We start from the raw sequence: 20,891 nt of genomic DNA, 5'->3' as shown, positions 1-20,891 counted from the left end.
GAAGCCCTGCGCCATGCCCAAGCCGCTGTTCCCGGCGCTGCCTATAATGTCGGTCCATTCATTGCCCACGGAGACCCGCGATGCCCAACACTCTCGCGCAACGGCTGCACGTCGATTACCCGATCTTTCTCGCGCCCATGGCCGGCGAGGCAGCCAAGGCGCCGCTGGTGGCGGCGGTCAGCAATGCCGGCGGCCTTGGCGTGCTGGGCGCGGGCTACATGTCGCCGGACAGGCTGCTGGCCACCATTGCCGAGATTCGCAGCCTGACATCCCGGCCGTTCGGCGTGAACCTGTTCGTCATGGCGCCCGGCGAGCGCAGCAGCGCCGGCGTCGACACCATGCGCCAGGCGCTGGCGCGCTATCACGCCGAACTCGGCATTGCGCCGCCCACGCTGCCGGCCAGCCTGGAGGAGAATTACGAGGCGCAGATGGAAGCGGTGCTGTCGGCCGGGGTTGCGGCATTCAGCTTTACCTTCGGCGTGCCGTCGGCGCAGCATATCGATGCATTGAAAGCTGGCGGCGTCTGCGTGATGGGCACCGCCACCACGGTGGACGAAGCGATCGAGCTGGAACGGCATGGCGTCGACGCGGTGGTGGCGCAGGGGGCCGAGGCCGGCGGCCATCGCGGCACCTTTCTGACCGACGATTTCCAGGGCGCCATGATCGGCACCATGGCTCTGGTGCCGCAGGTGGCCGACGCGGTGCGGCTGCCGGTGGTAGCGGCCGGGGGCATTGCCGACCGCCGCGGCGTGCGGGCCGCGCTGGCGCTGGGCGCCTCGGCGGTGTCGGTCGGCACCGCCTTCCTCAGCACCATCGAGTCCGGCGTGTCGGATGCCTACAAGCTCACGCTGACCGGGCCGGCCAGCCGCCACACCGGCGTGACCCGGGTGTTCTCCGGGCGGCCGGCGCGGGGCGTGCGCAACCGCTTCATGGACGAGATGCGCGCCTTCGAAGTCAGCGCGCCGGCCTATCCGGTCGCCAATGCGCTGACCCGCGACATGCGCGCCGCCGCCAGCCGCCAGGGCCGGCCCGAGTTCCTGTCACTGTGGGCTGGCCAGTCTGCGCCGCTGTCGCGCAACTGCAGCGTGGCGCAGCTGATGGAGGAACTGCGGGAAGGGTTGTCGCAGTCGGACCTGCCGCTGACGCGGGAAGCCCGGTAATTTCATATCAGAAACGCATTCTGCAGCGCATTGCACAGTGGCGCCATGTTTGATATTTCCACTGGGTAATATGTTGTTCCGTGGCTTGCGCCCGCAACCAAAGCCAAGGCACAAGCCGCTGTAGGCAACACTTCCTTCCGGCATTTTCTTTCCTTCGGTAGATATTGAATGAAGCGATGGAACGCATTGTGAATGCGCGGTTATAAAATATATGTTCGCTGTTGGTTAGTTTGATGTTGGAACTGCCCTGGTTTGAAAGCGGCGTGGTGTTCTTGTTGAATCTGCTTTGCCTTGGTGTGTAGAAAACGATATGAGATAAGTGGATGTTGTTACCTGCTTATCCGAGAAGTCGATAAGCATTTACCACACACGGTTCAGGCACCGTAACCACGTAAGCATATCGGCCGTGTAAGCATCGCTGGGCTTATGGTCACCCACTCTGAAGGAAGATGCATGTTTTCCTGTTTCATTGATCTAGGCTTGCCCACGATGTTCAACGGTTATGATCTTCTCGACTACTCCAGCACACGCAGTGCGGTGCCGGCGACAAGGGAATGCGAAAGTGAAACGGTTGTGCCAAGTGCAGTGGTTCTTAATCCTGCCGAGCCCAGGGCAAATCAAAGCAATGGGTTTCTGAAGTCAATCAAAAGTTTTTTCGCCTTTTGCTTTTCCGGTTGGCTGACATCGGCCGAACCACGAGCGGCGGCGGCTAATGAAGCTGAAAATGCTGATGGTCAAGGTAAGCCAGGAAACTGCGCCTCACAGGGCAATGAAGATGACTCGTTGAAAGCACCCGAGGGCGTCGAGTCCCATCGTCCGCCCCCCAACATCATCACCTTGCCCTTTGATAGCGATGATGAGGATTACTTGTCTGAAAAACGCAATGATGAGCGAATAAGGAACTTGATCGATACGCTAAGCAACAGCGCTTCAGAAAACGATAAGGATTACTTGTCTGAAGAACGCAATGATGAGGGAAAAAACGCCTTGATCGGTGCGCCAAGCAACAGCGCCTCAGGCAACGATGATGATTACTCGGATGGATACGATCGGGAGTTCTGGAAGCATTTCAACAATGGTGAATCGATTGACCCAGATGACTATGACTCATCATGTTCAGACTCTGAAGACGAAAATTCGTTGGCACACTAAACATGTTCTGCTCCACAACCCCGCATCCTTCTCTGGTTTAATAACTGAAGCGCTGCGGGGTGCAGACACCCTTGCGTGTTCCGATCCACCGTCTCCCATTCCGCGATATCGTTCAATTGGCTAGACTGGGCTTTCCGTTCCGGCCCCGGAGAACCATCATGCACGATAGCCCCACACCTCAGCAGGTAACCGCGCTGCGCGCCGGCCCGGCAACCGCCACCATCCAGGGACTGCCTTATTTCAACGGCATCTCCGCCGACAGCGCCGGCGCGCGCGGGCTGGCGATGCACCTGGTGGTGATCCCGCCCGGCGGCGCAGCGCGGCCGCATGTGCATGAAGGCTATGAAACCGGCATCTATGTGCTGGAAGGGCGGGTCGAAACCCGTTACGGCATGCGGCTGGAGCAGGTGGTGGTGAGCGAGCCGGGCGACTTCCTGTTCATCCCGCCCGGCGTGCCGCACGAGGCGCGCAACCTGAGCCAGACCGAGCCGGCGCGGGCCGTGGTGGCGCGCAATGACGCCAACGAGCGCGAGAAGGTGACTCCCTACGATCCGCCGTCGCAGGGCACTCAATCGTAATGCCGTAATGCCGTAATGCCGTAATGCCTTAGTGCCGTAAGGCTACGCAACGCACCGGGTTGGGCTCAGCCATCCTTATCCGCTATACTCGCCGCCGGGTGCTCACACAATCCTGTGTGGCAGGTAACGCGATGGTCGGGCCGCCACGCGGCTTGCTCACGACCATGAACGCACCCACACTGATCCAGATCATTGGCGCCAGCCTGTTCGCCATCGCCGTCCTCCATACCTTTTCCACCCGGTTCTTCGAGCATCTCGCCCATACCCGGCCGCGCCATGCGGGCATCTGGCATCTGCTGGGCGAGGTTGAAGTCGTGTTCGGCTTCTGGGCCATGGTGCTGATGCTGTTCATGTTTGCCGTCAGCGGCAGGCAGGAAGCGATCGGCTACCTGGAATCGCGTAACTTCACCGAGCCGATGTTCGTGTTTGCCATCATGGTGATCGCCGGCACCCGCCCCATCCTGCAGTTCGCCGGCTCGGCCGTGCGCCTGGTGGCGCGCTTGCTGCCGCTGCCGCGCGCGATGGCGCTGTACTTCCTGGTGCTGGCGCTGGTGCCCCTGCTGGGCTCCTTTATTACCGAGCCGGCGGCCATGACGCTGGCTGCGCTGATGCTGCGCGACACGCTGTTCTCGCGCCAGGTATCCGAGAAGCTGAAGTACGCCACCATCGGCGTGCTGTTCGTCAATGTCTCCATCGGCGGCACCCTCACGCCCTTCGCCGCGCCGCCGGTGCTGATGGTGGCGGCCAAGTGGAACTGGGACATCGGCTTCATGATCGCCACCTTCGGCTGGAAGGCCGCCATCGCGGTCGTGATCAATGCCGGCGCGGCGATGCTGCTGTTCCGGCGTGAACTTGGCCACATGGCGGACGCACCGCACGGAGCGGCATCGAATGTGCCCCTGCCGATGATCCTGGCCCATCTTGCCTTCCTGCTGCTGGTGGTCGTGTTTGCGCACCATTCGCCGATGTTCATGGGCGTGTTCCTGTTCTTCCTCGGCTTTGCGACCGCCTACCAGCGGCATCAGGACGCGCTGATCCTGCGCGAGGCCCTGCTGGTGGCCTTCTTCCTCGCCGGCCTGGTGGTGCTGGGCGGGCTGCAGCAATGGTGGCTGGAGCCGGTGCTGATGAGCATGGACGCCAATGCCGTGTTCTTCGGCGCCACCGCGCTGACCGCCATCACCGACAATGCGGCGCTGACTTACCTTGGTTCGCTGGTGGAAGGCCTGAGCCCGGAATTCAAGGCCGCGCTGGTGGCGGGCGCCGTGACCGGCGGCGGCCTGACGCTGATCGCCAATGCGCCCAATCCGGCGGGCGCGGCCATCCTGAAGGAAAAGTTTGCCGACAATACGATACGACCGCTGGGCCTGCTGCTGGCCGCGCTGCCGCCCACGCTGGTGGCGGCGCTGGCATTGCGCCTGCTGTAGCAGGCGCGTTCATGCCGGTTCAGGCAGCCTGCCGGGACAGCGGGAACGCCTTGCCATGGATCGCGGCAAGGATCGCCTCCACCGCCGGATGCTTGATCTTGCGCTCGTTGGAGATGGCATAGAACTGCTCCTTGACCGAGGACAGCGCGCCCACCGGCACCGCGCCGAACTGGTCGTGCACATCCTTGGCCAGCGCCGAGTCGGCCGGGAACAGGCCCATGCCGTTGCGGCCGAAGGTGTTGAGCAGCGCATTGTCGTCGAACTCGCCCACCACATCGACCCGGATGCTGTTCATCTCCAGCCAGTGCTCGATGCGGCCGCGGATGGCATTGTTGCGGGTCGGCAGCAGCAACGGCGCGCCATTCAGGCTGGCCGGAAAGCCCGGCGCATAGCGCTCGGCCAGGGCCGGCAGGCCGAACAGCGCGATCTCGCTCTCGCCCAGCAGATGGCTGAAGACGCGCATGTTGGTGCCCGAGGGCACCGGCCTGTCGGTCAGCACCACGTCCAGCTTGTGCAGCGCCAGGTCTGCCAGCAGGTTGTCCAGCTGGTACTCGTAGCACACCAGCCGCACCCGCTGCGGCAGCGCCAGCGCCGCTTCCAGCAGGTGCGAGGTGATCAGCTTGGGCACCGAGTCGGAGATGCCCACGGTCAGGCGCATGCTGTGCTCGGTGTCGGAGATGGCCAGGGTATCCATCATCTGCTCGGAGAGCAGGAAGATCTGGTCGGCATAGGCCAGCGCGATGCGCCCGGCCTCGGTCAGCACCAGACGCCGCCCCTGCGGCGCCAGGAGCGACTTGCCGACCGACTGCTCCAGCAGGCTCAGCTGGGCGCTGATGGTCTGCACCGCGACATCGAGGCGGTCGGCGGCGCGGGTGATGCTGCCTTCCTTGGCAACCACCCAGAAATAATAGAGATGGCGAAAGTTGAGTCCGAGTCCGGAAGTCTTCATGGTCGGCGTGATAGTGATAATGCCGCCATTATCTCCGCAAACGTCGGTTTGGCATGCATGCGGCGCATCGCTGCGCCTTCGTCACTTCAACGGAAGCCGTCGGCCTGCAATTGCGCCGCCCAGCGCGGCGCCTGCGCCAGCAGCAACTCGTCCATGCCGGCCTGCGCGATGAAGGACAGGCTGACCGGCGCGCCGCCCACGCGGCCGGCCGGCAGCACCAGCTGCGGCAGGCCGGCATGGCCTGCGATGGCATTGACCGCCAGCGCGACTTCATAGAAGGCAGACAGCGCCGCGCCGCTGGCGTCCTTCTTCAGCGACGGAACCTGCACCGTAGGCAGCACCAGCACCCTGCCATCGGCCAGCAGGCGATGCAGCCTTGCGCTGACGATCAGCCGGAATGCCTGCTGGTCGCGGATGTCGTCGTCGGCGATGTCCAGCGTGGAGGCGAAGCGTGCCGCGATGTCGCGTCCGAAGCGCGGCTTCCTGGCGGCAATCCACGGGCCCAGCGTGTGCCGGATCTCGGCGCCCTGCAGCACCTGGTAGCAGCGCAGCCATTGCGCCGCGCGTCCCTCGAAGACGTCCACCGATGCGCCTGCGCCAAGGGCCTCGGCGGCGCTTTTGAGCAGGGCCGCGCTGCGCGGCTCGGCCATGGCATAGACATCGGCAGCCAGGCACAGCCGCGGCGCGCCCGATGCGACGGCCGATGGGCCAAGCAGCGCCTGGCCTACCTGCGCCAGCAGGCTGGCCGAACGGGCAAGCCAGCCCACGGTGTCATAGCTGGGCGCGAATGGCAGCACGCCTTCAGGCGAGACCCGGCCATGCGTGGGACGAAAGCCCGCAAGGCCGCAGAAGGCGGCCGGCACCCGTACCGAGCCGCCGGTATCGGTGCCCAGCGCGAAGTCGGCCAGCCCGGCCGCCACCGCCACCGCCGAGCCGGAGGACGAGCCGCCGGGCAGGCAGTCGGGCAGCTGCGGATTGAGCGGCGTGCCGTAATGGGCATTGCGTCCTTCCAGGCTGAAGGCCAGTTCATCGGTGATGGTCTTGCCGCACAAGTGCGCGCCCGATGACAGCAGCGTTGCCACGCAGGGCGCATGGCGGCTGGCGGGTGCATGGTCGGCGGCCCAGTCGGGATTGCCGCCGCCGGTGACGGCGCCTTCGATGTCGATCAGGTCCTTGACCGCCATCGCCATGCCATCCAGCGCGCCGGCCGCGCTGGGCAGGGCGGTGCAGCGCGCGCCCGGCAGGAAGGCGCCGAACAGGTCGGGCGGCGCGGGCATCATGCCGGCCGCGCCGTTTCCAGCGCGCTCAGGAGCCGCGTGCTGTCGGTGGTGAAGCCGAAGCATTTCTTCACGTTCCATACCGCCGCCTCGGCGCAGAAGCCGGGCGAGGTGGTGGCGCAGCAGTCTTCCACCAGCAGGCAGCCATAGCCGAGGAAGTTGGCGTCGGTCAGGGTGTGCAGCACGCACTGGTCGATGTTGACCCCGGCGAACAGGATGGTGCGTATGCCCAAGTTGCGCAGGATGCTGTCGAGCGGCGTGTCCCAGAAGCCGCTGATGCGGTACTTGTCGACCATGATGTCGCCGGGCTCGGGCTTGAGTTCATCCACCACGGCCGCGGCCCACGAGTCCTTCTGCAGCACCGGCGCGGCATTGCTGCGCAAGGGGTCGCCCAGGCCGGTGCCCGTGCCCGACGGCTTGTACAGATGGATCTGGTTGGGCGGCATGTTGGCCAGGTCGGGCCGGTTGCCCCAGTTGACCCAGATCACCGGCACGCTGGCCTTGCGCAATGCCGGCAGCAATCCCTGCAATGGTGCAATCGGCGCACGGTTCGGGGTCGGGTCGCCGCCAATCTCGTGCACCCAGCCATTCGTGGTGCAGAAATCATTCTGCATGTCGACCACGATGATGGCTGTCTGGCGCAGGTTCACCAGCACCGACTGCGGCTGGCAGGCGATGCGGGCCAGCACCGGATGCGGCGGCGGCACCGCCATGTCGATCTCTTCGGCGCTGGCGCGCCATGCGGTATTGGGGCTGTGGCCCAGCATGCCGTCGGCTGGGCGGGCAAGTGGCGGTGGGGCTTTCTGCATGGTTTCTCCTGAGGGCATTGCCGGCAGTGGCATCGAACTTGCTATGGATGAGTCAGGCCCTGTAAGCCAGGGCAAGTCGACTTTCCCAATGCAAAAGGAGTGCCAGTCATGCGTTGCAAAACCTCATCACGCCGTCGCCTGTTGTTGTCCGTGTCCGTGCTGGCGATTGCCGCTGCGTTCGGCCCGGCCCAGGCCGCCGACCCGGTCAAGGTCGGCGTGCTGATCCCCGGCTCGAAGTCCGACAAGGGCTGGATGGAATCGGGCTATAGCGGCCTGGCCCAGTCCGAGAAGGAGTTCGGCAGCAAGATCAAGGTGCAGATGATCGAGAACATCAACTATGCCGACATGGAGCAGGCGCTGACCAACCTGGCCGGCAAGAACGACCTGGTGATCGGCGTCGGCGGCCAGACCCAGGCGGCGGTGCTGAAGGTGGCCAAGCGCTTCCCGAAGAAGAAGTTTTCCATCGTCGGCGGCAACCAGGGCGAATCCGCGCCCAATGTCGCCGGCTATGACGTCAAGCAGGCGCAGATCGCCTATGTGGCCGGCGCGGCCGCGGCCATGCTGTCGAAGAACGGCGCGGTCAGCTATGTCGGCGGCATGGAGATTCCTTCCATCGTCAATGCCGGCAAGGAGTTCGGCAACGGCGCGCGCGCGATCAATCCGCAGATCAAGTACGTGGAAAACTACACCGGCGACTTCGACAACGTCTCCAAGTCCAAGGAAGCCACGCTGGCCGCGATCGCCCAGGGCGCCGACGTGCACTATCACATCCTCAACCTCGGCCTGCGCGGCATGGAGCAGGCGGCCAAGGAAAAGGGCACCCACATCATCGGCAGCTATACCGACCGCTGCGGCAGCGACCCGCTGTACGTGGCCTACAGCATCACCGGCGTGGGCTACCAGGTGCATTACGCGATCTCGCAGGCCGTGTCCGGCGAATGGAAGCCGGGCTACAAGCCGTTCGGCCTGGCCATGGGCGCCGATGCCTCCGACATGAAGATCTGCGGCGCCACGGCCGAGCAGAAGGCCAGGCTGGAGCAGATCAAGAAGGACATCATGGACGGCAAGATCAAGGTGCTGGAAGGCTGACGCAATGCACGCCGCCTTCGCACCCGCCGCCGCTGCTGTGGCTCCCTCCGCCGTGGAAGCGGGCTGGCTGCGGCTGGACAATGTAGGCAAGCGCTTCGGCGCGATGGCCGCGCTGGACGGGGTCAGCCTGGACATCCGCGCCGGCGAGATCCATTGCCTGCTGGGCGAGAACGGCGCCGGCAAGTCCACGCTATGCAACCTGGTGTTCGGCGTGCATGCGCCCGACAGCGGTGCGATGCTGCTGGACGGCGCGCCCTACCGGCCGCGCGGCCCGGCCGATGCGCTGGCGCGCGGCATCGCAATGGTGCACCAGCACTTCAGCCTGGTGGAAGACGCCAGCGTGGCCGACAACCTGCTCCTGGGCCAGAGCCGCGGCCTCCTGAAGCGCCGTGAAGCCGGCGCCCGCATCCGTGCGCTGGCCTCGCAGTACGGCCTTGAACTGGACCCGGATGCGCTGATATCCGACCTCTCGGTGGGCGAGCGGCAGCGGGTGGAAATCATCAAGTGCCTGATGCGCGAGCCGCGCCTGCTGGTGCTGGACGAACCGACCGCGGTGCTTCTGCCCGACGAGATCGCCGCGCTGCTGAAGGTGTGCCGCAAGGTCGCCGACAGCGGTTGCGGCGTGGTGCTTGTGACCCACAAGCTGGCCGAGATCCGCCAGGTGGCCGACCGCGTCACGGTGCTGCGCGGCGGCCGCACGGTGGCATCGTCGACGACGCCGGCCAATGACATCGACCGCCTGGTAACGGCCATGATCGCGCGCGACGCGGGTGCGCCGGCCACGCCCGCGATGCGCATCGCGCCGCGCCAGCCGGCTTCCAGCGATGTGCGCGACGAAGTGCTGCAGGTCGACGGCCTGACGGTGAAGGATGCGCATGGCGCGCTGCGGCTGGACAATGTCACGCTGATCGTCAACCGCCATGAGATCGTCGGCATTGCCGGCGTCGAGGGCAATGGCCAGAGCGAGCTGGCGGCGGCGCTGTCGGGCATGATCAAGCCGGCCGCCGGCCGCTTCTTCGTCAACGGCAGGCATCTCACGGGCAGCACGCCGCAGGCGATCACCCGCGCCGGCGTGGGCATCGTGCCGGAAGACCGGCATGCGGTGGGCTGCGTCACCGGCCTTTCGGTTGCGGAAAACATCTTCCTCAACCAGCTCCACAGGTTCACCCGGCGCGGCATGCTGGACCGCAGCGCCATGCGCGCCGCCGCGCGCGAGCTGATGCAGCGCTTCGACGTGCGCGCCGCCAGCGAGGACGTGGCCTTCGGCGGCCTCTCCGGCGGCAACCAGCAGAAGGCGGTGCTGGCGCGCGAGCTGACGCAGGACAAGCTTGCGCTGCTGATTGCGGCCCAGCCCACCCGCGGCCTGGATGTGGGCGCGGTCGAGGCGGTCTACAACCATATTCGTGCCGCCCGCGACCGCGGCGTGGCGGTGCTGCTGATCTCTTCCGAACTCGATGACCTGCTGGCCGTGGCCGACCGCATCGTGGTGCTGTACCGCGGCCGCTTCATGGGCGCCTGCCCGGCCGGCCCGGAACAAAGGGCGCGCATCGGCGCCATGATGGCGGGACAATCCCATGACTAAAGCCTACTCACTGAACTTCACGCCGGCGCGGGCGCTGCCGGCAGCAGCAGTGCTGCTGGCCATGACGGTGGGCATCCTGCTGGTGGCATTGACCGGCGTGCCCGTCGGCGAGGCGCTGGAAGCCTTTGCCGACGGCGCCTGGGGCTCGCCCTATGCCATCGGCGCATCGGTCAACCGGGCGGTGATCTTCGCGCTGGTCGGCACCGGCTTCGTACTGGCCGATAGAGCGCGGCTGACCAATGTCGGCGGCGAAGGGCAGATCGCGGTCGGCGCCATTGCTGCCACCGCGGTGAGCCTGTACGGCGGCGTGCAGGGCCTGCCGCTGGGCCTGGCCTTCATCCTGCCGTTATTGGCTGGCGCACTGGCCGGCGCCGCATGGGGCGCCTTGCCCGGCCTGCTCAAGGCGCGGGCCGGCACCAATGAAGTGATCAGCACGCTGATGCTGTCTTTCATCGGCGTGTGGCTGCTGTACTGGTCGGTGCAGTCGGAACGGCTGCTGCGCCAGCCGATGAGCAATTCGGGCACGCTGCCCGAGTCGCTGGAAATCCCGGCCACGACCAGGCTGCCCTTCTTCCTGGGCGACGAATCGATGCCGATCAACATTGGCCTGCCATTGACCGTGCTGCTGGGCCTGGGCACGGCCTGGCTGCTGGCGCGCAGCCTGTTCGGCCTGCACCTGCGCTCGGTGGGTATGAATCCGCTGGCATCGCGCCAGGCCGGCATGCCGATCGCACGCACCGTGGTGCTGGCCATGACGCTTGCCGGCGCGCTCGGCGGCCTGGCCGGCGCCATCATGCTGCAGGGCGACCAGTATGCATTGAAGAGCGGCTTCTCCTCCGGCTATGGCTTCGACGGCCTGGTGGTGGGCCTCCTGGCACGCGGCTCGCTGCCGGGCGTATTCGCCGGCGCGCTGCTGTTCGGCTTCCTGCGCTCGGGCGGCATCAACATGGAAATGGCGGCTTCGGTGCCGTCGGCCCTGGTGCAGGTGGTGCAGGGCATGATCATCCTCGCCGTGGCTGGCGCGGCCTTGTGGATGGACCGGCATGGAGGGGCCAAATGAGTCTTGAATTGTCAGCGGTATTCATCGGCTCGGCGATCCGCTTCGCCACGCCCCTGCTGCTGGGCGCGACCGGCGAGCTGGTCAGCCAGCGCGCCGGCGTGCTCAACATGAGCCTGGAAGGCATGATGCTGACAGGCGCCTTCGCCGGCGCGGTGGGCTCCTGGGCCACCGGCAACCCGCTGATCGGGCTGGCGCTGGGCATCCTCGCGGTGCTGCCGGTGGCGCTGCTGCAGGCCTTCCTGTCGATCACGCTGCGCGCCAACCAGATCGTGACCGGCATCGGCATCAACATCCTGGCGCTGGGCGGCACCACGCTGGCCTACCGCGAACTCTTCGGCAGCCGCTCCAGCGCGGCGATTCCCGGCCTGGACAAATGGGCGCCGCCGCTGCTGCGCGACATTCCCATCGTCGGGCAGGTGGTGTTGGAGCAGGTCTGGCTGTTCTATCTCGGCCTTGTGATCATCGCCGCCACCGCCTTCATGATGCGCCAGACCGCGCTTGGCCTGGCCTTGCACGCCGCCGGCGCGGCGCCGCGCGCGGTCGACAAGTCGGGCCTGTCGGTCAACGGGCTGCGCTATGGTGCAGTGATGTTCTCGGGCGTGATGGCGGCGATTGCCGGCTGCTTCATTTCGATTGGCGACATCCACACCTTCACCGAGGGCATGACCAGCGGTAGCGGCTACCTGGCAATCGCCGCCATCATCTTCGGCAACTGGAAGCTGGGCCGCATGCTGCTGGCCTGCCTGCTGTTCGGCGCGGCGACGGCGCTGCAGTTCTTCCTGCCGACGGTGGGCGTGCAGGTGCCGAGCGCGCTGCTGATCATGCTGCCGTATCTGCTGGCCTTGCTGGCGGTGGCGGGGGTGATTGGGCGGCAGACTGCGCCGGGGTATCTGGGGGAGGCTTATCAGCGGGGGTAAGGGGCAGGGGAGAGGCGGCAACTGGTACCGCCGAATTACCTGTGGAACCGCTTCCGCCGCGGTCGTAGGTGGAATGCCCCGAAGGGGCATTCCACCATTGGTTGATCAGGGAAGTCGGTGGCAATGCCATTCCGGTTTGCTAACGGCGGTGCAATGCCCTTCGGGTATTGCATCCTACGAAAGCAGTTGCCGTTGCCGTTGCAGTTCAAGTCCCGTTGAGCGCGCCGTGACGGCGATGCCTGAAGCGGATAAGGTGCGGCGTCTGTTTGAGCGAAGCGCAGCGCAGCGAGTTTAGCCGCGCCCCGCTTCAGGCGTCGACGGCACGGGGACCCCGCGCAGCGGGGCGCGATCATCGGGTCGCCTTTTCTTGCCTACTTCTTTTGCTTCGCCGTAACTATTCAGCATTCATAGAACGCAAGACGTATGCAGCCTTAACCTGTCGAAGGCATGCGACCGCTAAATAGCATGGTCAATGCCTGTATCAGATCCTTCGATTGCTTCTGCAATGTCCCTATGTAGGAACGAATGCTGCAATACGCCTGCGCGCCCGCAAAGCTGCGGTAGCATCCGCATACCTTCTGCTTGAGCTTGGGCATGCGAAGGTCGCGCTCGGCAAGGTTGTTCGTGAACGGCACCCGTGCATCATGCATGAAACGCAGCACATCATCAGCGTGTTGCTCCAGCCGCTTGATCAGGTTGTATGTGGTGCTTTGCTTGATGCCGCCTCGCTTGTCCTTGCGGGTCAGGTCAGTCAGCCTTTGCGGATTATGCTGGCGACCCTGCTCAAGGAGCTCACGGTATCGGCGACGGTAGCTTGCAGCAACATGCTGGCTCAACACCCCATCCTCGCTGGCATCCACAGCATGATTCATCTTCACAAGCAAGCTCATCATGTCTTGCGCCCATTGCTGCCCGGTCGAGTCGATTACGAACTCCAGCTCACGCAAATGATGCGCGTTGCATAACGCATGTTGTACGTTGAAACGGTAGTAGGAAGGCCAGCCGTCATGCACGGCCACACCCTTGAAGCGCGGCAGCAGGTTCAACGCCTCCAGCGCCTGGTAGCCGCGGCGCGCATGCACCTGATAGACCACTGCGTCCTCGGTCGATGCACTGTGCATCCAGTACAGCTTGGTGCCCACGCGCATGCCCGTTTCATCGAAGTGCACTACTGGCGCCTGCAGCAGTGACTCGCCCAGCGCCTGCACCACCGGTGCCACAGCGGCGTGCGCCTGCGCAATGGCGGCATGCACGCTGGCCGGGGACATCGTCACGCCAAACAAGTCCTGCATCAGGCGCGTGCATCGCTTCATCGGCACATGCTGATACTGCGTCAGATAAACCACCGCAGCCTTGATGGTCGCACCGTACTGTGCCGCCTGCGTCACCCCCTCGGGATAGCATCCGGTATGCGCCTGGCCGCAACGGCAGCGCACACGCTGCAGGCGATGCTCGATCACCGTCATGCGAATGGCAGGCAAGTCAATGACCTGACGCCCTTGCACATCGATCGTGGCGGTGCGCAGGTCGAGTTTGCTGCCACATGCCGTGCAGCGTTGCGGTGGCTGATGCACTTGCACTTGGTCAGCCACGTCGACTCGTTTCAATGTCGATCCGGGATGTCCCTTCTGCCCGCCCGCACTGGCCTTGCCAGCCACGCGGCGTGATTTAGGCTTGCGTTTGAAGCCGTCTGACGAAGGCGGCTTGCTGGAGTTACTGCTGTTTTTAAGCAGCATCGCTTCGAGCTTGTCGAGGCGATCCCAGAGTTGCAGGATCAGCTCGTCCTTTTGCTCGAAGCTCAGAGTGGAGAGATCGGGACGTGATTTCATGACATCGCACTATGCACCTGAATGAAGGAATTTAACAGTCTGATGCTGAATAGTTACGGCGAAGCAAAAGAAGTAGGTCGCCTGCCGGGGCGAACACCCGGCCTGGTCATGACGGCAGTGCAGTGGCGTTGTTTCACCCGGCGTAAAGGCGTCACGGCGAAGCAGCAGTTGCTTTTGACTTTGCAGTTCGCAGTTTGCTTAGAAACGTCAAAGACAACGACGACAGTGCTGCCCGTGCCTTGCCGGTTGACGCAAGGCGATTGCACTGCCGTGGAGACAAGCCGGGAGTCCGTCCCGGCGGCCGGGTTACTTTTTTGCTCCGCCAAAAAAGTAACCAAAAAAGGCGGCCCCGGTGATCGCGCCCCGCTGCGCGGGGTTCCCGTGGCAGCGGTACCCGGAGCGGGGCGCGGCTAAACTCGCTACGCTGCGCTTCGCTCAGACAGACGCCGCACCTTATCCGCTCCGGGCACCGCTGACACGGCGCGCTCAACGGGGTTTCACACCTAACTGCAACTGCAACTGCAACTGCAACTGCAACTGCAACGGTCGCTACGCGTACTTCAAAAGCAACTGCAACGGTCGCTACGCGTACTTCAAAAGCAACTGCAACGTCACCCCTACCTGCAAAGCTGTACCGCCTCGCTACCTGTGCAACTCTTAATGCAATGCGCCGTTCCGCAATTGCGCATCCTTTCAGCCGACTCGAAGCGCCGTCGCCCGCCACCTTTCTCCCCGCACCAAAACAGGCTGGCACGCAAGCTGCATGTACACCAGCCTGTATACAGGCCGGTGCACCACTAAAGACCGGTCTCACGTTCAACCCCTTGTCCGGAGATCCAATGAAAGACATCAGCCCCGCATTCGCCATCGCCACTCAGTCGGAGCACGCCGCACCGCGTTCGCCCAGCCGCCGCCGCGTGCTGCGCGCGGCGCTTGCCGGCGGCGCGCTGGCGGCGCTTGGCGCGCCTGCCATCGTGCGCGCGCAGGCTTCGCCCAAGATACGCATCGGCTACTGGCCGGTCGCATCAGGCCTGCCGTTTTTCGCCGCGGTGGAAAAGGGCTATTTCAAGGAGGCGGGACTCGATGTCGAGGCGCAGAAGTTCGCCAGCGCGCAGCAGGTGATGGAAGCAATGCTGGCCGGCCGCGCAGAAGGCAGCAGCAATGGCACCGCATCGGCCGTGCTGGCCATCGGCGAGATCGCGCAGCCCGGCCTGTTCAAGATCTTTTGCACCAACCCCACCAACGCCAAATTCGTGCTCGATGAATTCGTCGTGCCCAAGGACAGTGCGGTCAAGAGCATCGCCGATCTGAAAGGCAAGCGCATCGGCTGCGGACCGGGCGTGCAGAACATGACGCTGGCCAAGGTGATGCTGGAGCGCGGTGGCGCCACCGGCGTGACCGTGGTCGAGCTGCCGATCGGCCAGCATGTGGCGGCGCTTGCGGCCGGGCAGGTCGATGCGGTGTACACGCTGGAACCCACCGGCACCGTCGGCCGCCTGAACGGCGCCACCCGCACGCTGGAAACCGGCGTGGTGGCCAAGTACATCCTGGGCGATGCGATGGCGCCCTGGCATGGCGGCGCGGCCAGCCTGACGTCGGAATTCATCCGCCAGCATCCGGAGGCGGCGAAGAAGTACATGGCCGCCTATCTGCGCGGCGTGGACCTGGTGCGCAAGTCGCCGGACGCGGCGCGGCCTTACCTGAAAGGCTATACCGCGATCGAGGGCGCGCTGACGGCCGAAGTGCCGATGTCGGACTACATGTTCTACAACGAATTCAAGCCCAGCGACGTGGCCCACTTCCAGAAGTTCTATGACCTGTTTGCCGACAAGGGCATCTTCCAGAAGCGGGTGATGGTGGACTCGCTGCTGTACAAGGGGTAAGCCATGAACAAGACCGCAGTCAACCCGGCCGCGCCATGGGCGCCGCCGGCCAATGCCGACGCCGCCAAAGCGCCGGCGCCGCCGGCATGGAAGAAGGCGCTCCCCTTCATCGGTCCGATGGTGCTGTTCATTGTCTGGGACCTGGTGGTGCGCTTCGGCCTGATCAAGGCCATCCTGCTGCCCAGTCCCGCGGCCACGCTGGAGGCGCTGGTCACCGGCATGGCCGGCGGTCCGCTGCTGACCGACTTCGCCGTGACCTTCGGCCGCACCCTGCAGGCCTTCCTGATCGCGGCCGTGGTCGGCGTGCCGCTGGGCGTGCTGTTGGGCAGCAACGAGAATGTCTATCGCAGCATCGAGTTCCTGATCGACTTCTTCCGCTCCACGCCGTCGTCGGCGCTGATACCGCTGTTCCTGCTGATCTTCGGCGTGTCCGATATCAACAAGGTCGCCATCGCCGCTTTCGGCGCGCTGCTGATCGTGATCTTCAACAGCGCCTATGGCGTGATGAACGCCAGGAAGCAGCGGGTCATGGCGGTGCGGGTGATGGGCGCGACGCGCTGGCAGATCTTCCGCGACGTGCTGGTATGGGAAAGCCTGCAGTCGAGCTTCGTCGGCCTGCGCTCGGCGGTGTCGATGGCGCTGGTGATCGTGATCGTCGCCGAAATGTTCATCGGCTCGGAAAACGGCATCGGCCACCGCATCATCGATGCGCAGCAGGTATTGAATGTCAAGAGCATGTACGCGGCAATACTCGCGGCCGGCGCGCTGGGCTATGCGCTCAATGTGCTGTTCCTGCTCATCGAGCGCCGCATCATTCACTGGAACGGGAGATAAGCCATGAGACCTGCCACCATGCTGGCCGAACTGGAACCGCCCGCGCCGCGCTTTGCGCCCGGCCCGGCCGGCACCCATATCACCATAAGCGGCCTGACCAAGTACTTCGCCGGCTGGCCGCTGTACGAGAACTTCGACCTCGACATACCGAAGGGCCGCATCGTCTCGGTGTTCGGTCCCAACGGCTGCGGCAAGAGCACGCTGATCAACATGATCGCGGGCCTGATCCCGGTCGACGCCGGCCAGATCCTGTTCGACGGCAAGTCGCTGGCCGATACCAAGGTCGGCTATGTGTTCCAGAATTACCGCGAGGCGATGCTGCCTTGGCAGCGCACCATCGACAACATCGCCTATCCGCTGAAGCTGGAAGGGAAATCACCGGCCGAGATCAACCGCCGCATGGAGGAACTGGTCGCGTCCTTCGACGTGAAGTTCGACCTGCGCCGCTATCCCTACGAGCTGTCCGGCGGCCAGCAGCAGACCGCGTCCATCATGCGGGCGCTGGCGCCGCGGCCGGAAGTGCTGTTCCTCGACGAGCCGTTCTCGGCGCTGGACTTCGAGATGACGCTGTTCATCCGCGAGAAGCTGCAGGAAGTCTTCATGCAGACCGGCACCACCATGGTGCTGGTGTCGCACGACCTGGAAGAGGCGGTGTACCTGGCCGACCAGGTGCTGCTGCTGACCAAGCGGCCGACCCGCGTTGCGGAGATCCTGCAGTACGACGACCCGCGGCCGCGCACGGTGGAGACGCTCTCGGGCGCGGGCTTCATCGCGACCAAGAAGAAGAGCCTGGAGATTTTCCAGCGCGAAGTGCGGCGCTGAAAGGGAGGCCGTCATGGAAGAGGACATCCGCGCCTATGTGGCGCAGGCCCTGCGGCTGCAGGGCTATGAGCTGAGCCAGGCCCAGGAAGCCGGCGTTGCGGCGGCATTCGAGGGCATTGCCGCAATCGCCGCGGTGCTGATGCAGGACGAGCTGCCATTCGCGCTGGAGCCGGCGCCGGTGTTCCTGCCATGAGGCGCGCGCTCGACATCGCCGCGCAGATCCGGGCGGGCAAGGCCAGCGCGCTGGAAGTGCTGGCCGACACCGAGGCCCTGATCGGCAAGCGCGACCCGGTGCTCAACAGCTTCACCAGCCTGTGCCTGGAGCGGGCGCGCATCGAGGCGGCCGCGGTCGATGCGCTGCGCGCGGCCGGCCGGCCGCTGCCGCCGCTGGCCGGCGTGCCGTATGCGGTCAAGAACCTGTTCGACATCGCCGGCGAAGTGACTGTCGCCGGGGGCCGGGTCAACCGGAGCAATCCGCCGGCTGCCGCCGATGCCGAACTCGTGCGCCGCATGCGCGCCGCCGGCGCGGTGCTGGTGGGTGCGCTCAACATGGACGAGCATGCCTACGGCTTCACCACCGAGAACAGCCACTATGGCGTGACGCGCAACCCGCATGACGCCAGCCGCATTGCCGGCGGCTCTTCCGGCGGCTCGGCGGCGGCGGTGGCCGGCGGCCTGGTCCCGCTGGCGCTGGGCTCGGACACCAACGGCTCGATCCGGGTGCCGTCCTCGCTGTGCGGCATCTTTGGCCTGAAGCCCACCTTCGGCCGCCTGCCGCGCACCGGCAGCTTTCCCTTCGTGCACAGCCTGGATCATCTCGGCCCGTTCGCGGCCGATGTCGATGACCTGGCGGCGGCCTACGATGCGCTGCAGGGGCCGGACGCGAGCGACCCGGCCTGCGCGCCGCGCGCCGCCGAGCCGGTCGGGCATGGCGCAACGGCGATCCGTGGCGATCGGGTGGGGGTGCTGGGCGGCTGGTTCGAGCGCCAGGCCGGTGAGGCGGCGCGGGAAGCGGTGCAGCGGGTTGCCGCTGCGCTGGGCGCGGCGCGCAGCGTGGAATGGCAGGGCGCGGAAGCGGCGCGGTCGGCCGCATTCCTGATCACCGGTTCCGAAGGCGGCGCCCTGCATCGCGCCCGCCTGATGCGCCATTACGAAGAGTACGAGCCGCTGTCGCGCGACCGCCTGATTGCCGGCTCGCTGATGCCGTCAGCCTGGCTGGCGCAGGCGCAGCGGGTGCGTCGCCGCGCCCATGAGGAAGTGATGGCGCTGTTTGCCGACCAGGGCCTCGACCTGCTGATCGCGCCGGCCACGCCGGTGCAGGCCACCGTGGCCGGCGCCTCCACCCTCCACATCGGCGGCCGCGCCTTGCCGCTGCGCGCCAGCATGGGCCTCTTGACCCAGCCGATCTCCTGCATCGGCCTGCCGGTCTGCACCGTGCCGGTCTGGCCGGCCGGCGGCGAGCCCGGCCTGCCGATCGGCGTGCAGCTGATCGCGCCGCCATGGCGGGAAGACCTGTGCCTGGCGGCTGCGCGGTTGCTGGCGGGGCAGGGCGTGGCCATGGCGCGGGAACCGGGAGTGTTTGCCTGATGGCGGCCAACGCATGGCGCCATGCGCCGGCCAACGCCGCCAACGACAGCCCGGCCACGCTGGGCGATGCGGCCTACCTGCGGCTGAAGGACGAACTGTTTGCCTTCCGCCTGCTGCCGGGCGAACGCTTTTCCGAAACCGCGATGGCGGCCAGGCTCGGCATGTCGCGCACGCCGCTGCGGCAGGCGCTGGCGCGGCTGCAGCGGGAAGGCTATCTGGACATGGATGCCAAAAGCGGCTGGTCGGTCAGGTTGCTGGACTTCGAGCAGTTCGATCACCTGTACGACCTGCGGCTGGTGCTGGAAACAGCCGTGGTGCGCCGGCTGTGCGAAGACGGCGCACTGCATGGCGCGCTCTACACCCTGAGTGACTTCTGGCTGGTGGCGCCGGAGGCGCGCCTGGACGATGGACAGCGCGTGGCCGAGATGGACGAGGCCTTCCACATGGCGCTGGTGGCCGCGGCCGCCAATCCGGAAATGGCGCGGGTGCATCACGACGTCACCGAGCGCATCCGCATCCTGCGCCGTCTCGACTTTTCCAGCGCCGGGCGGGTGGCCTGCACCTATGACGAGCACGGCGCCATCCTGCGGGCCATCCTGGCGCGGCAGGCGGACCAGGCCGCCGTGCTGCTGCGCGAGCATGTCGAGGCCAGCAAGACCAAGGTGCGCAATATCACGCTGCACCGGCTCTATACCGCGCGCGACCAGCGCCGCTGAACATTTCATGGAGAAGACGATGACTGCAAGTCCGGAACGCGAGGTCGATGCGGCGCCTTATGCCTACCGCTATGCGCCGGAGCGCACCGCGCTGATCGTCATCGACATGCAGCGCGACTTCATCGAGCCCGGCGGCTTTGGCGCGGCCTTGGGCAATGACGTGGGCACGCTGTCATCCATCGTGCCCACCGTGGCGGCGCTGCTGGCGCATGCGCGCGCGCTGGGCCTGCTGGTGGTGCATACCCGGGAATCGCATCTGCCCGACCTGTCGGATTGCCCGCCGGCCAAGCGGCTGCGCGGCAATGCGACGCTGCGCATCGGCGACGCCGGGCCGATGGGCCGCATCCTGGTGCGCGGCGAGCCGGGCAACCAGATCCTGCCCGAGGTCGCGCCGCTGGAAGGCGAGCTCGTGATCGACAAGCCCGGCAAGGGCGCCTTCCATGCCACCGGGCTAAACGAGGTGCTGCGGAAGCGGGGCATCAGCCATCTGCTGCTGGCCGGCGTGACCACCGAGGTCTGCGTGCAGACCACCATGCGCGAGGCCAATGACCGCGGGTACGAATGCCTGCTGGTGGAGGATGCGGCCGCCAGCTACTTCCCGGCCTTTCACGAGGCGACGCTGGCGATGATCCGCGCCCAGGGCGGCATCGTCGGCTGGACCGCGCCGCTGGCGGCGCTGCTGGCTGCGTAAAGCAGGGTGGCCGCGGCTGCGGCCGGCTTTGGCGCCGGCGCGTTGCGCCACAGGGTGATGGCGCCGAGGCCGGCGGCCAGCAGCAGGCCGAGCGCCACCAGGATCAGCCAGGCCGGATGCAGGCGCGGCGCCACCTTCACCGGCGGCAGGATCACCCGCCCCGATGGCAGCGGCTGGCCCAGCAGCCCGGCCAGGTCGGCCACCAGCTGGCGCGCGCCGGGCGCAGCGGCCGTGCCGTCCCAGCCCGACAGGTCGGCCGCCTGGATGCTGCGCAGGCCGGGCGGCGGCGTGACCTGTTCCAGCAGCACCGGCACCAGGGCATGGCGGGCGCGCCCCTGCTCGGCCTCGGCGGCCACCTGGTCATTGTTGACGGAGTGACGCGACCACAGTACTACCATGCAGCGCGCTTCGGCATCATTGGCCGGCGCCTGCTCCGGGTGAACGCTCCAGCCCTGTGCCTGCAGCAGGCTGGCGACACGGCGCGCGGTATCGCGGTCCTGTTCGGCATAACTCAGAAAAACGTCGGGCATGG

The 20,891-nt window shown here is 65.9% G+C and carries 21 protein-coding genes; 16 read left to right on the top strand and 5 right to left on the bottom strand.

What is annotated here, in order from left to right; translation table 11 throughout:
- Positions 1-56 precede the first annotated feature (56 nt).
- The 4 genes from KTQ42_RS13105 to KTQ42_RS13090 all read left to right on the top strand — a co-directional run bounded on the left by KTQ42_RS13105 (position 57) and on the right by KTQ42_RS13090 (position 4,314).
- Complete coding sequence (locus KTQ42_RS13105; protein ID WP_349292169.1) at positions 57-1,160, top strand: DUF561 domain-containing protein; 1,104 nt, start codon at positions 57-59, stop codon at positions 1,158-1,160.
- 453 nt (positions 1,161-1,613) lie between these two features.
- Positions 1,614-2,312, top strand: coding sequence for a hypothetical protein (locus tag KTQ42_RS13100; protein ID WP_217345894.1), 699 nt, complete (start codon positions 1,614-1,616; stop codon positions 2,310-2,312).
- A 158-nt stretch (positions 2,313-2,470) separates the two neighbouring features.
- On the top strand, positions 2,471-2,890 hold the full coding sequence (locus tag KTQ42_RS13095; protein WP_217345893.1) for a cupin domain-containing protein: 420 nt from the start codon (positions 2,471-2,473) through the stop codon (positions 2,888-2,890).
- A gap of 164 nt (positions 2,891-3,054) precedes the next feature.
- Positions 3,055-4,314 carry a putative Na+/H+ antiporter gene (locus KTQ42_RS13090; protein ID WP_217345892.1) on the top strand — a complete coding sequence of 420 codons (1,260 nt, stop codon included), beginning with the start codon at positions 3,055-3,057 and terminating at the stop codon, positions 4,312-4,314.
- A gap of 19 nt (positions 4,315-4,333) precedes the next feature.
- Here KTQ42_RS13090 and nhaR read toward each other — a convergent pair whose 3' ends face one another.
- The 3 genes from nhaR to KTQ42_RS13075 all read right to left on the bottom strand — a co-directional run bounded on the left by nhaR (position 4,334) and on the right by KTQ42_RS13075 (position 7,349).
- Positions 4,334-5,263 carry a transcriptional activator NhaR gene (gene nhaR / locus KTQ42_RS13085; RefSeq protein WP_217345891.1) on the bottom strand — a complete coding sequence of 310 codons (930 nt, stop codon included), beginning with the start codon at positions 5,261-5,263 and terminating at the stop codon, positions 4,334-4,336.
- Between the two features lie 86 nt (positions 5,264-5,349).
- Complete coding sequence (locus tag KTQ42_RS13080) at positions 5,350-6,543, bottom strand: amidase (protein ID WP_249222748.1); 1,194 nt, start codon at positions 6,541-6,543, stop codon at positions 5,350-5,352.
- Positions 6,540-7,349 (bottom strand): cysteine hydrolase, encoded by an 810-nt coding sequence (locus tag KTQ42_RS13075; RefSeq protein ID WP_217345890.1) that lies wholly within the window; start codon positions 7,347-7,349, stop codon positions 6,540-6,542. The genes KTQ42_RS13080 and KTQ42_RS13075 overlap by 4 nt, the downstream gene beginning before the upstream one ends.
- A gap of 108 nt (positions 7,350-7,457) precedes the next feature.
- On the opposite strand from KTQ42_RS13075, the gene KTQ42_RS13070 reads away from it, so the two are divergent.
- The 4 genes from KTQ42_RS13070 to KTQ42_RS13055 all read left to right on the top strand — a co-directional run bounded on the left by KTQ42_RS13070 (position 7,458) and on the right by KTQ42_RS13055 (position 11,997).
- The gene (locus tag KTQ42_RS13070; protein WP_217345889.1) at positions 7,458-8,438 is read left to right on the top strand and encodes a BMP family protein; all 981 of its coding nucleotides are present in this window, start codon (positions 7,458-7,460) and stop codon (positions 8,436-8,438) included.
- A gap of 103 nt (positions 8,439-8,541) precedes the next feature.
- Positions 8,542-10,020: an ABC transporter ATP-binding protein gene (locus KTQ42_RS13065; RefSeq protein WP_249222936.1), complete on the top strand. Its 1,479-nt coding sequence runs from the start codon at positions 8,542-8,544 to the stop codon at positions 10,018-10,020.
- Positions 10,013-11,080, top strand: a complete 1,068-nt coding sequence (locus KTQ42_RS13060; RefSeq protein ID WP_217345887.1) for an ABC transporter permease — start codon at positions 10,013-10,015, stop codon at positions 11,078-11,080. The genes KTQ42_RS13065 and KTQ42_RS13060 overlap by 8 nt, the downstream gene beginning before the upstream one ends.
- A complete protein-coding gene (locus KTQ42_RS13055) occupies positions 11,077-11,997 on the top strand; it encodes an ABC transporter permease (RefSeq protein ID WP_217345886.1) in 921 nt (306 codons plus the stop codon). The genes KTQ42_RS13060 and KTQ42_RS13055 overlap by 4 nt, the downstream gene beginning before the upstream one ends.
- 431 nt (positions 11,998-12,428) lie before the next feature.
- Here the strand turns inward: KTQ42_RS13055 and KTQ42_RS13050 are convergent, their stop codons facing one another.
- The gene (locus KTQ42_RS13050) at positions 12,429-13,826 is read right to left on the bottom strand and encodes an IS66 family transposase (protein ID WP_217343761.1); all 1,398 of its coding nucleotides are present in this window, start codon (positions 13,824-13,826) and stop codon (positions 12,429-12,431) included.
- A gap of 21 nt (positions 13,827-13,847) precedes the next feature.
- Here KTQ42_RS13050 and KTQ42_RS13045 point away from each other — a divergent pair, with 21 nt between their 5' ends.
- From KTQ42_RS13045 to KTQ42_RS13010, 8 genes are all read left to right on the top strand, one after another.
- Positions 13,848-14,240, top strand: a complete 393-nt coding sequence (locus tag KTQ42_RS13045) for a hypothetical protein (RefSeq protein ID WP_217345884.1) — start codon at positions 13,848-13,850, stop codon at positions 14,238-14,240.
- Between the two features lie 425 nt (positions 14,241-14,665).
- Positions 14,666-15,709, top strand: coding sequence for an NrtA/SsuA/CpmA family ABC transporter substrate-binding protein (locus tag KTQ42_RS13040; RefSeq protein ID WP_217345883.1), 1,044 nt, complete (start codon positions 14,666-14,668; stop codon positions 15,707-15,709).
- Positions 15,710-15,712: 3 nt separating this feature from the next.
- Entirely contained in the window at positions 15,713-16,543 is an 831-nt protein-coding gene (locus KTQ42_RS13035) for an ABC transporter permease (protein ID WP_217345882.1), read from the top strand.
- Positions 16,544-16,546: 3 nt separating this feature from the next.
- Complete coding sequence (locus KTQ42_RS13030) at positions 16,547-17,365, top strand: ABC transporter ATP-binding protein (RefSeq protein WP_249222747.1); 819 nt, start codon at positions 16,547-16,549, stop codon at positions 17,363-17,365.
- Between the two features lie 13 nt (positions 17,366-17,378).
- Entirely contained in the window at positions 17,379-17,558 is a 180-nt protein-coding gene (locus KTQ42_RS13025) for a DUF4089 domain-containing protein (RefSeq protein ID WP_217345881.1), read from the top strand.
- Positions 17,555-18,952 carry an AtzE family amidohydrolase gene (locus KTQ42_RS13020; protein WP_217345880.1) on the top strand — a complete coding sequence of 466 codons (1,398 nt, stop codon included), beginning with the start codon at positions 17,555-17,557 and terminating at the stop codon, positions 18,950-18,952. The genes KTQ42_RS13025 and KTQ42_RS13020 overlap by 4 nt, the downstream gene beginning before the upstream one ends.
- Complete coding sequence (locus KTQ42_RS13015) at positions 18,952-19,668, top strand: GntR family transcriptional regulator (RefSeq protein ID WP_217345879.1); 717 nt, start codon at positions 18,952-18,954, stop codon at positions 19,666-19,668. The genes KTQ42_RS13020 and KTQ42_RS13015 overlap by 1 nt, the downstream gene beginning before the upstream one ends.
- A 19-nt stretch (positions 19,669-19,687) precedes the next feature.
- Positions 19,688-20,359: a cysteine hydrolase gene (locus tag KTQ42_RS13010; RefSeq protein WP_217345878.1), complete on the top strand. Its 672-nt coding sequence runs from the start codon at positions 19,688-19,690 to the stop codon at positions 20,357-20,359.
- Here KTQ42_RS13010 and KTQ42_RS13005 read toward each other — a convergent pair.
- Entirely contained in the window at positions 20,275-20,889 is a 615-nt protein-coding gene (locus KTQ42_RS13005; RefSeq protein ID WP_217345877.1) for a toll/interleukin-1 receptor domain-containing protein, read from the bottom strand. The genes KTQ42_RS13010 and KTQ42_RS13005 overlap by 85 nt on opposite strands.
- Between the last annotated feature and the right edge of the window lie 2 nt (positions 20,890-20,891).

Origin of the sequence: Noviherbaspirillum sp. L7-7A (assembly GCF_019052805.1) — a bacterium.
Taxonomy (GTDB): domain Bacteria; phylum Pseudomonadota; class Gammaproteobacteria; order Burkholderiales; family Burkholderiaceae_D; genus Noviherbaspirillum_A.
The sequence above is the reverse complement of the archived record's forward strand: the minus strand, read 5'-3'. Positions and strand labels throughout refer to the sequence as shown.

Coding starts and splice junctions, on each gene's coding strand:
- KTQ42_RS13100 (WP_217345894.1), top strand. CDS start 1,614: ATGTTTTCCTGTTTCATTGATCTAGGCTTGCCCACGATGTTCAACGGT.
- KTQ42_RS13095 (WP_217345893.1), top strand. CDS start 2,471: ATGCACGATAGCCCCACACCTCAGCAGGTAACCGCGCTGCGCGCCGGC.
- KTQ42_RS13090 (WP_217345892.1), top strand. CDS start 3,055: ATGAACGCACCCACACTGATCCAGATCATTGGCGCCAGCCTGTTCGCC.
- nhaR (WP_217345891.1), bottom strand. CDS start 5,263: ATGAAGACTTCCGGACTCGGACTCAACTTTCGCCATCTCTATTATTTC.
- KTQ42_RS13080 (WP_249222748.1), bottom strand. CDS start 6,543: ATGATGCCCGCGCCGCCCGACCTGTTCGGCGCCTTCCTGCCGGGCGCG.
- KTQ42_RS13075 (WP_217345890.1), bottom strand. CDS start 7,349: ATGCAGAAAGCCCCACCGCCACTTGCCCGCCCAGCCGACGGCATGCTG.
- KTQ42_RS13070 (WP_217345889.1), top strand. CDS start 7,458: ATGCGTTGCAAAACCTCATCACGCCGTCGCCTGTTGTTGTCCGTGTCC.
- KTQ42_RS13065 (WP_249222936.1), top strand. CDS start 8,542: ATGGCCGCGCTGGACGGGGTCAGCCTGGACATCCGCGCCGGCGAGATC.
- KTQ42_RS13060 (WP_217345887.1), top strand. CDS start 10,013: ATGACTAAAGCCTACTCACTGAACTTCACGCCGGCGCGGGCGCTGCCG.
- KTQ42_RS13055 (WP_217345886.1), top strand. CDS start 11,077: ATGAGTCTTGAATTGTCAGCGGTATTCATCGGCTCGGCGATCCGCTTC.
- KTQ42_RS13050 (WP_217343761.1), bottom strand. CDS start 13,826: ATGAAATCACGTCCCGATCTCTCCACTCTGAGCTTCGAGCAAAAGGAC.
- KTQ42_RS13045 (WP_217345884.1), top strand. CDS start 13,848: ATGAAGGAATTTAACAGTCTGATGCTGAATAGTTACGGCGAAGCAAAA.
- KTQ42_RS13040 (WP_217345883.1), top strand. CDS start 14,666: ATGAAAGACATCAGCCCCGCATTCGCCATCGCCACTCAGTCGGAGCAC.
- KTQ42_RS13035 (WP_217345882.1), top strand. CDS start 15,713: ATGAACAAGACCGCAGTCAACCCGGCCGCGCCATGGGCGCCGCCGGCC.
- KTQ42_RS13030 (WP_249222747.1), top strand. CDS start 16,547: ATGAGACCTGCCACCATGCTGGCCGAACTGGAACCGCCCGCGCCGCGC.
- KTQ42_RS13025 (WP_217345881.1), top strand. CDS start 17,379: ATGGAAGAGGACATCCGCGCCTATGTGGCGCAGGCCCTGCGGCTGCAG.
- KTQ42_RS13020 (WP_217345880.1), top strand. CDS start 17,555: ATGAGGCGCGCGCTCGACATCGCCGCGCAGATCCGGGCGGGCAAGGCC.
- KTQ42_RS13015 (WP_217345879.1), top strand. CDS start 18,952: ATGGCGGCCAACGCATGGCGCCATGCGCCGGCCAACGCCGCCAACGAC.
- KTQ42_RS13010 (WP_217345878.1), top strand. CDS start 19,688: ATGACTGCAAGTCCGGAACGCGAGGTCGATGCGGCGCCTTATGCCTAC.
- KTQ42_RS13005 (WP_217345877.1), bottom strand. CDS start 20,889: ATGCCCGACGTTTTTCTGAGTTATGCCGAACAGGACCGCGATACCGCG.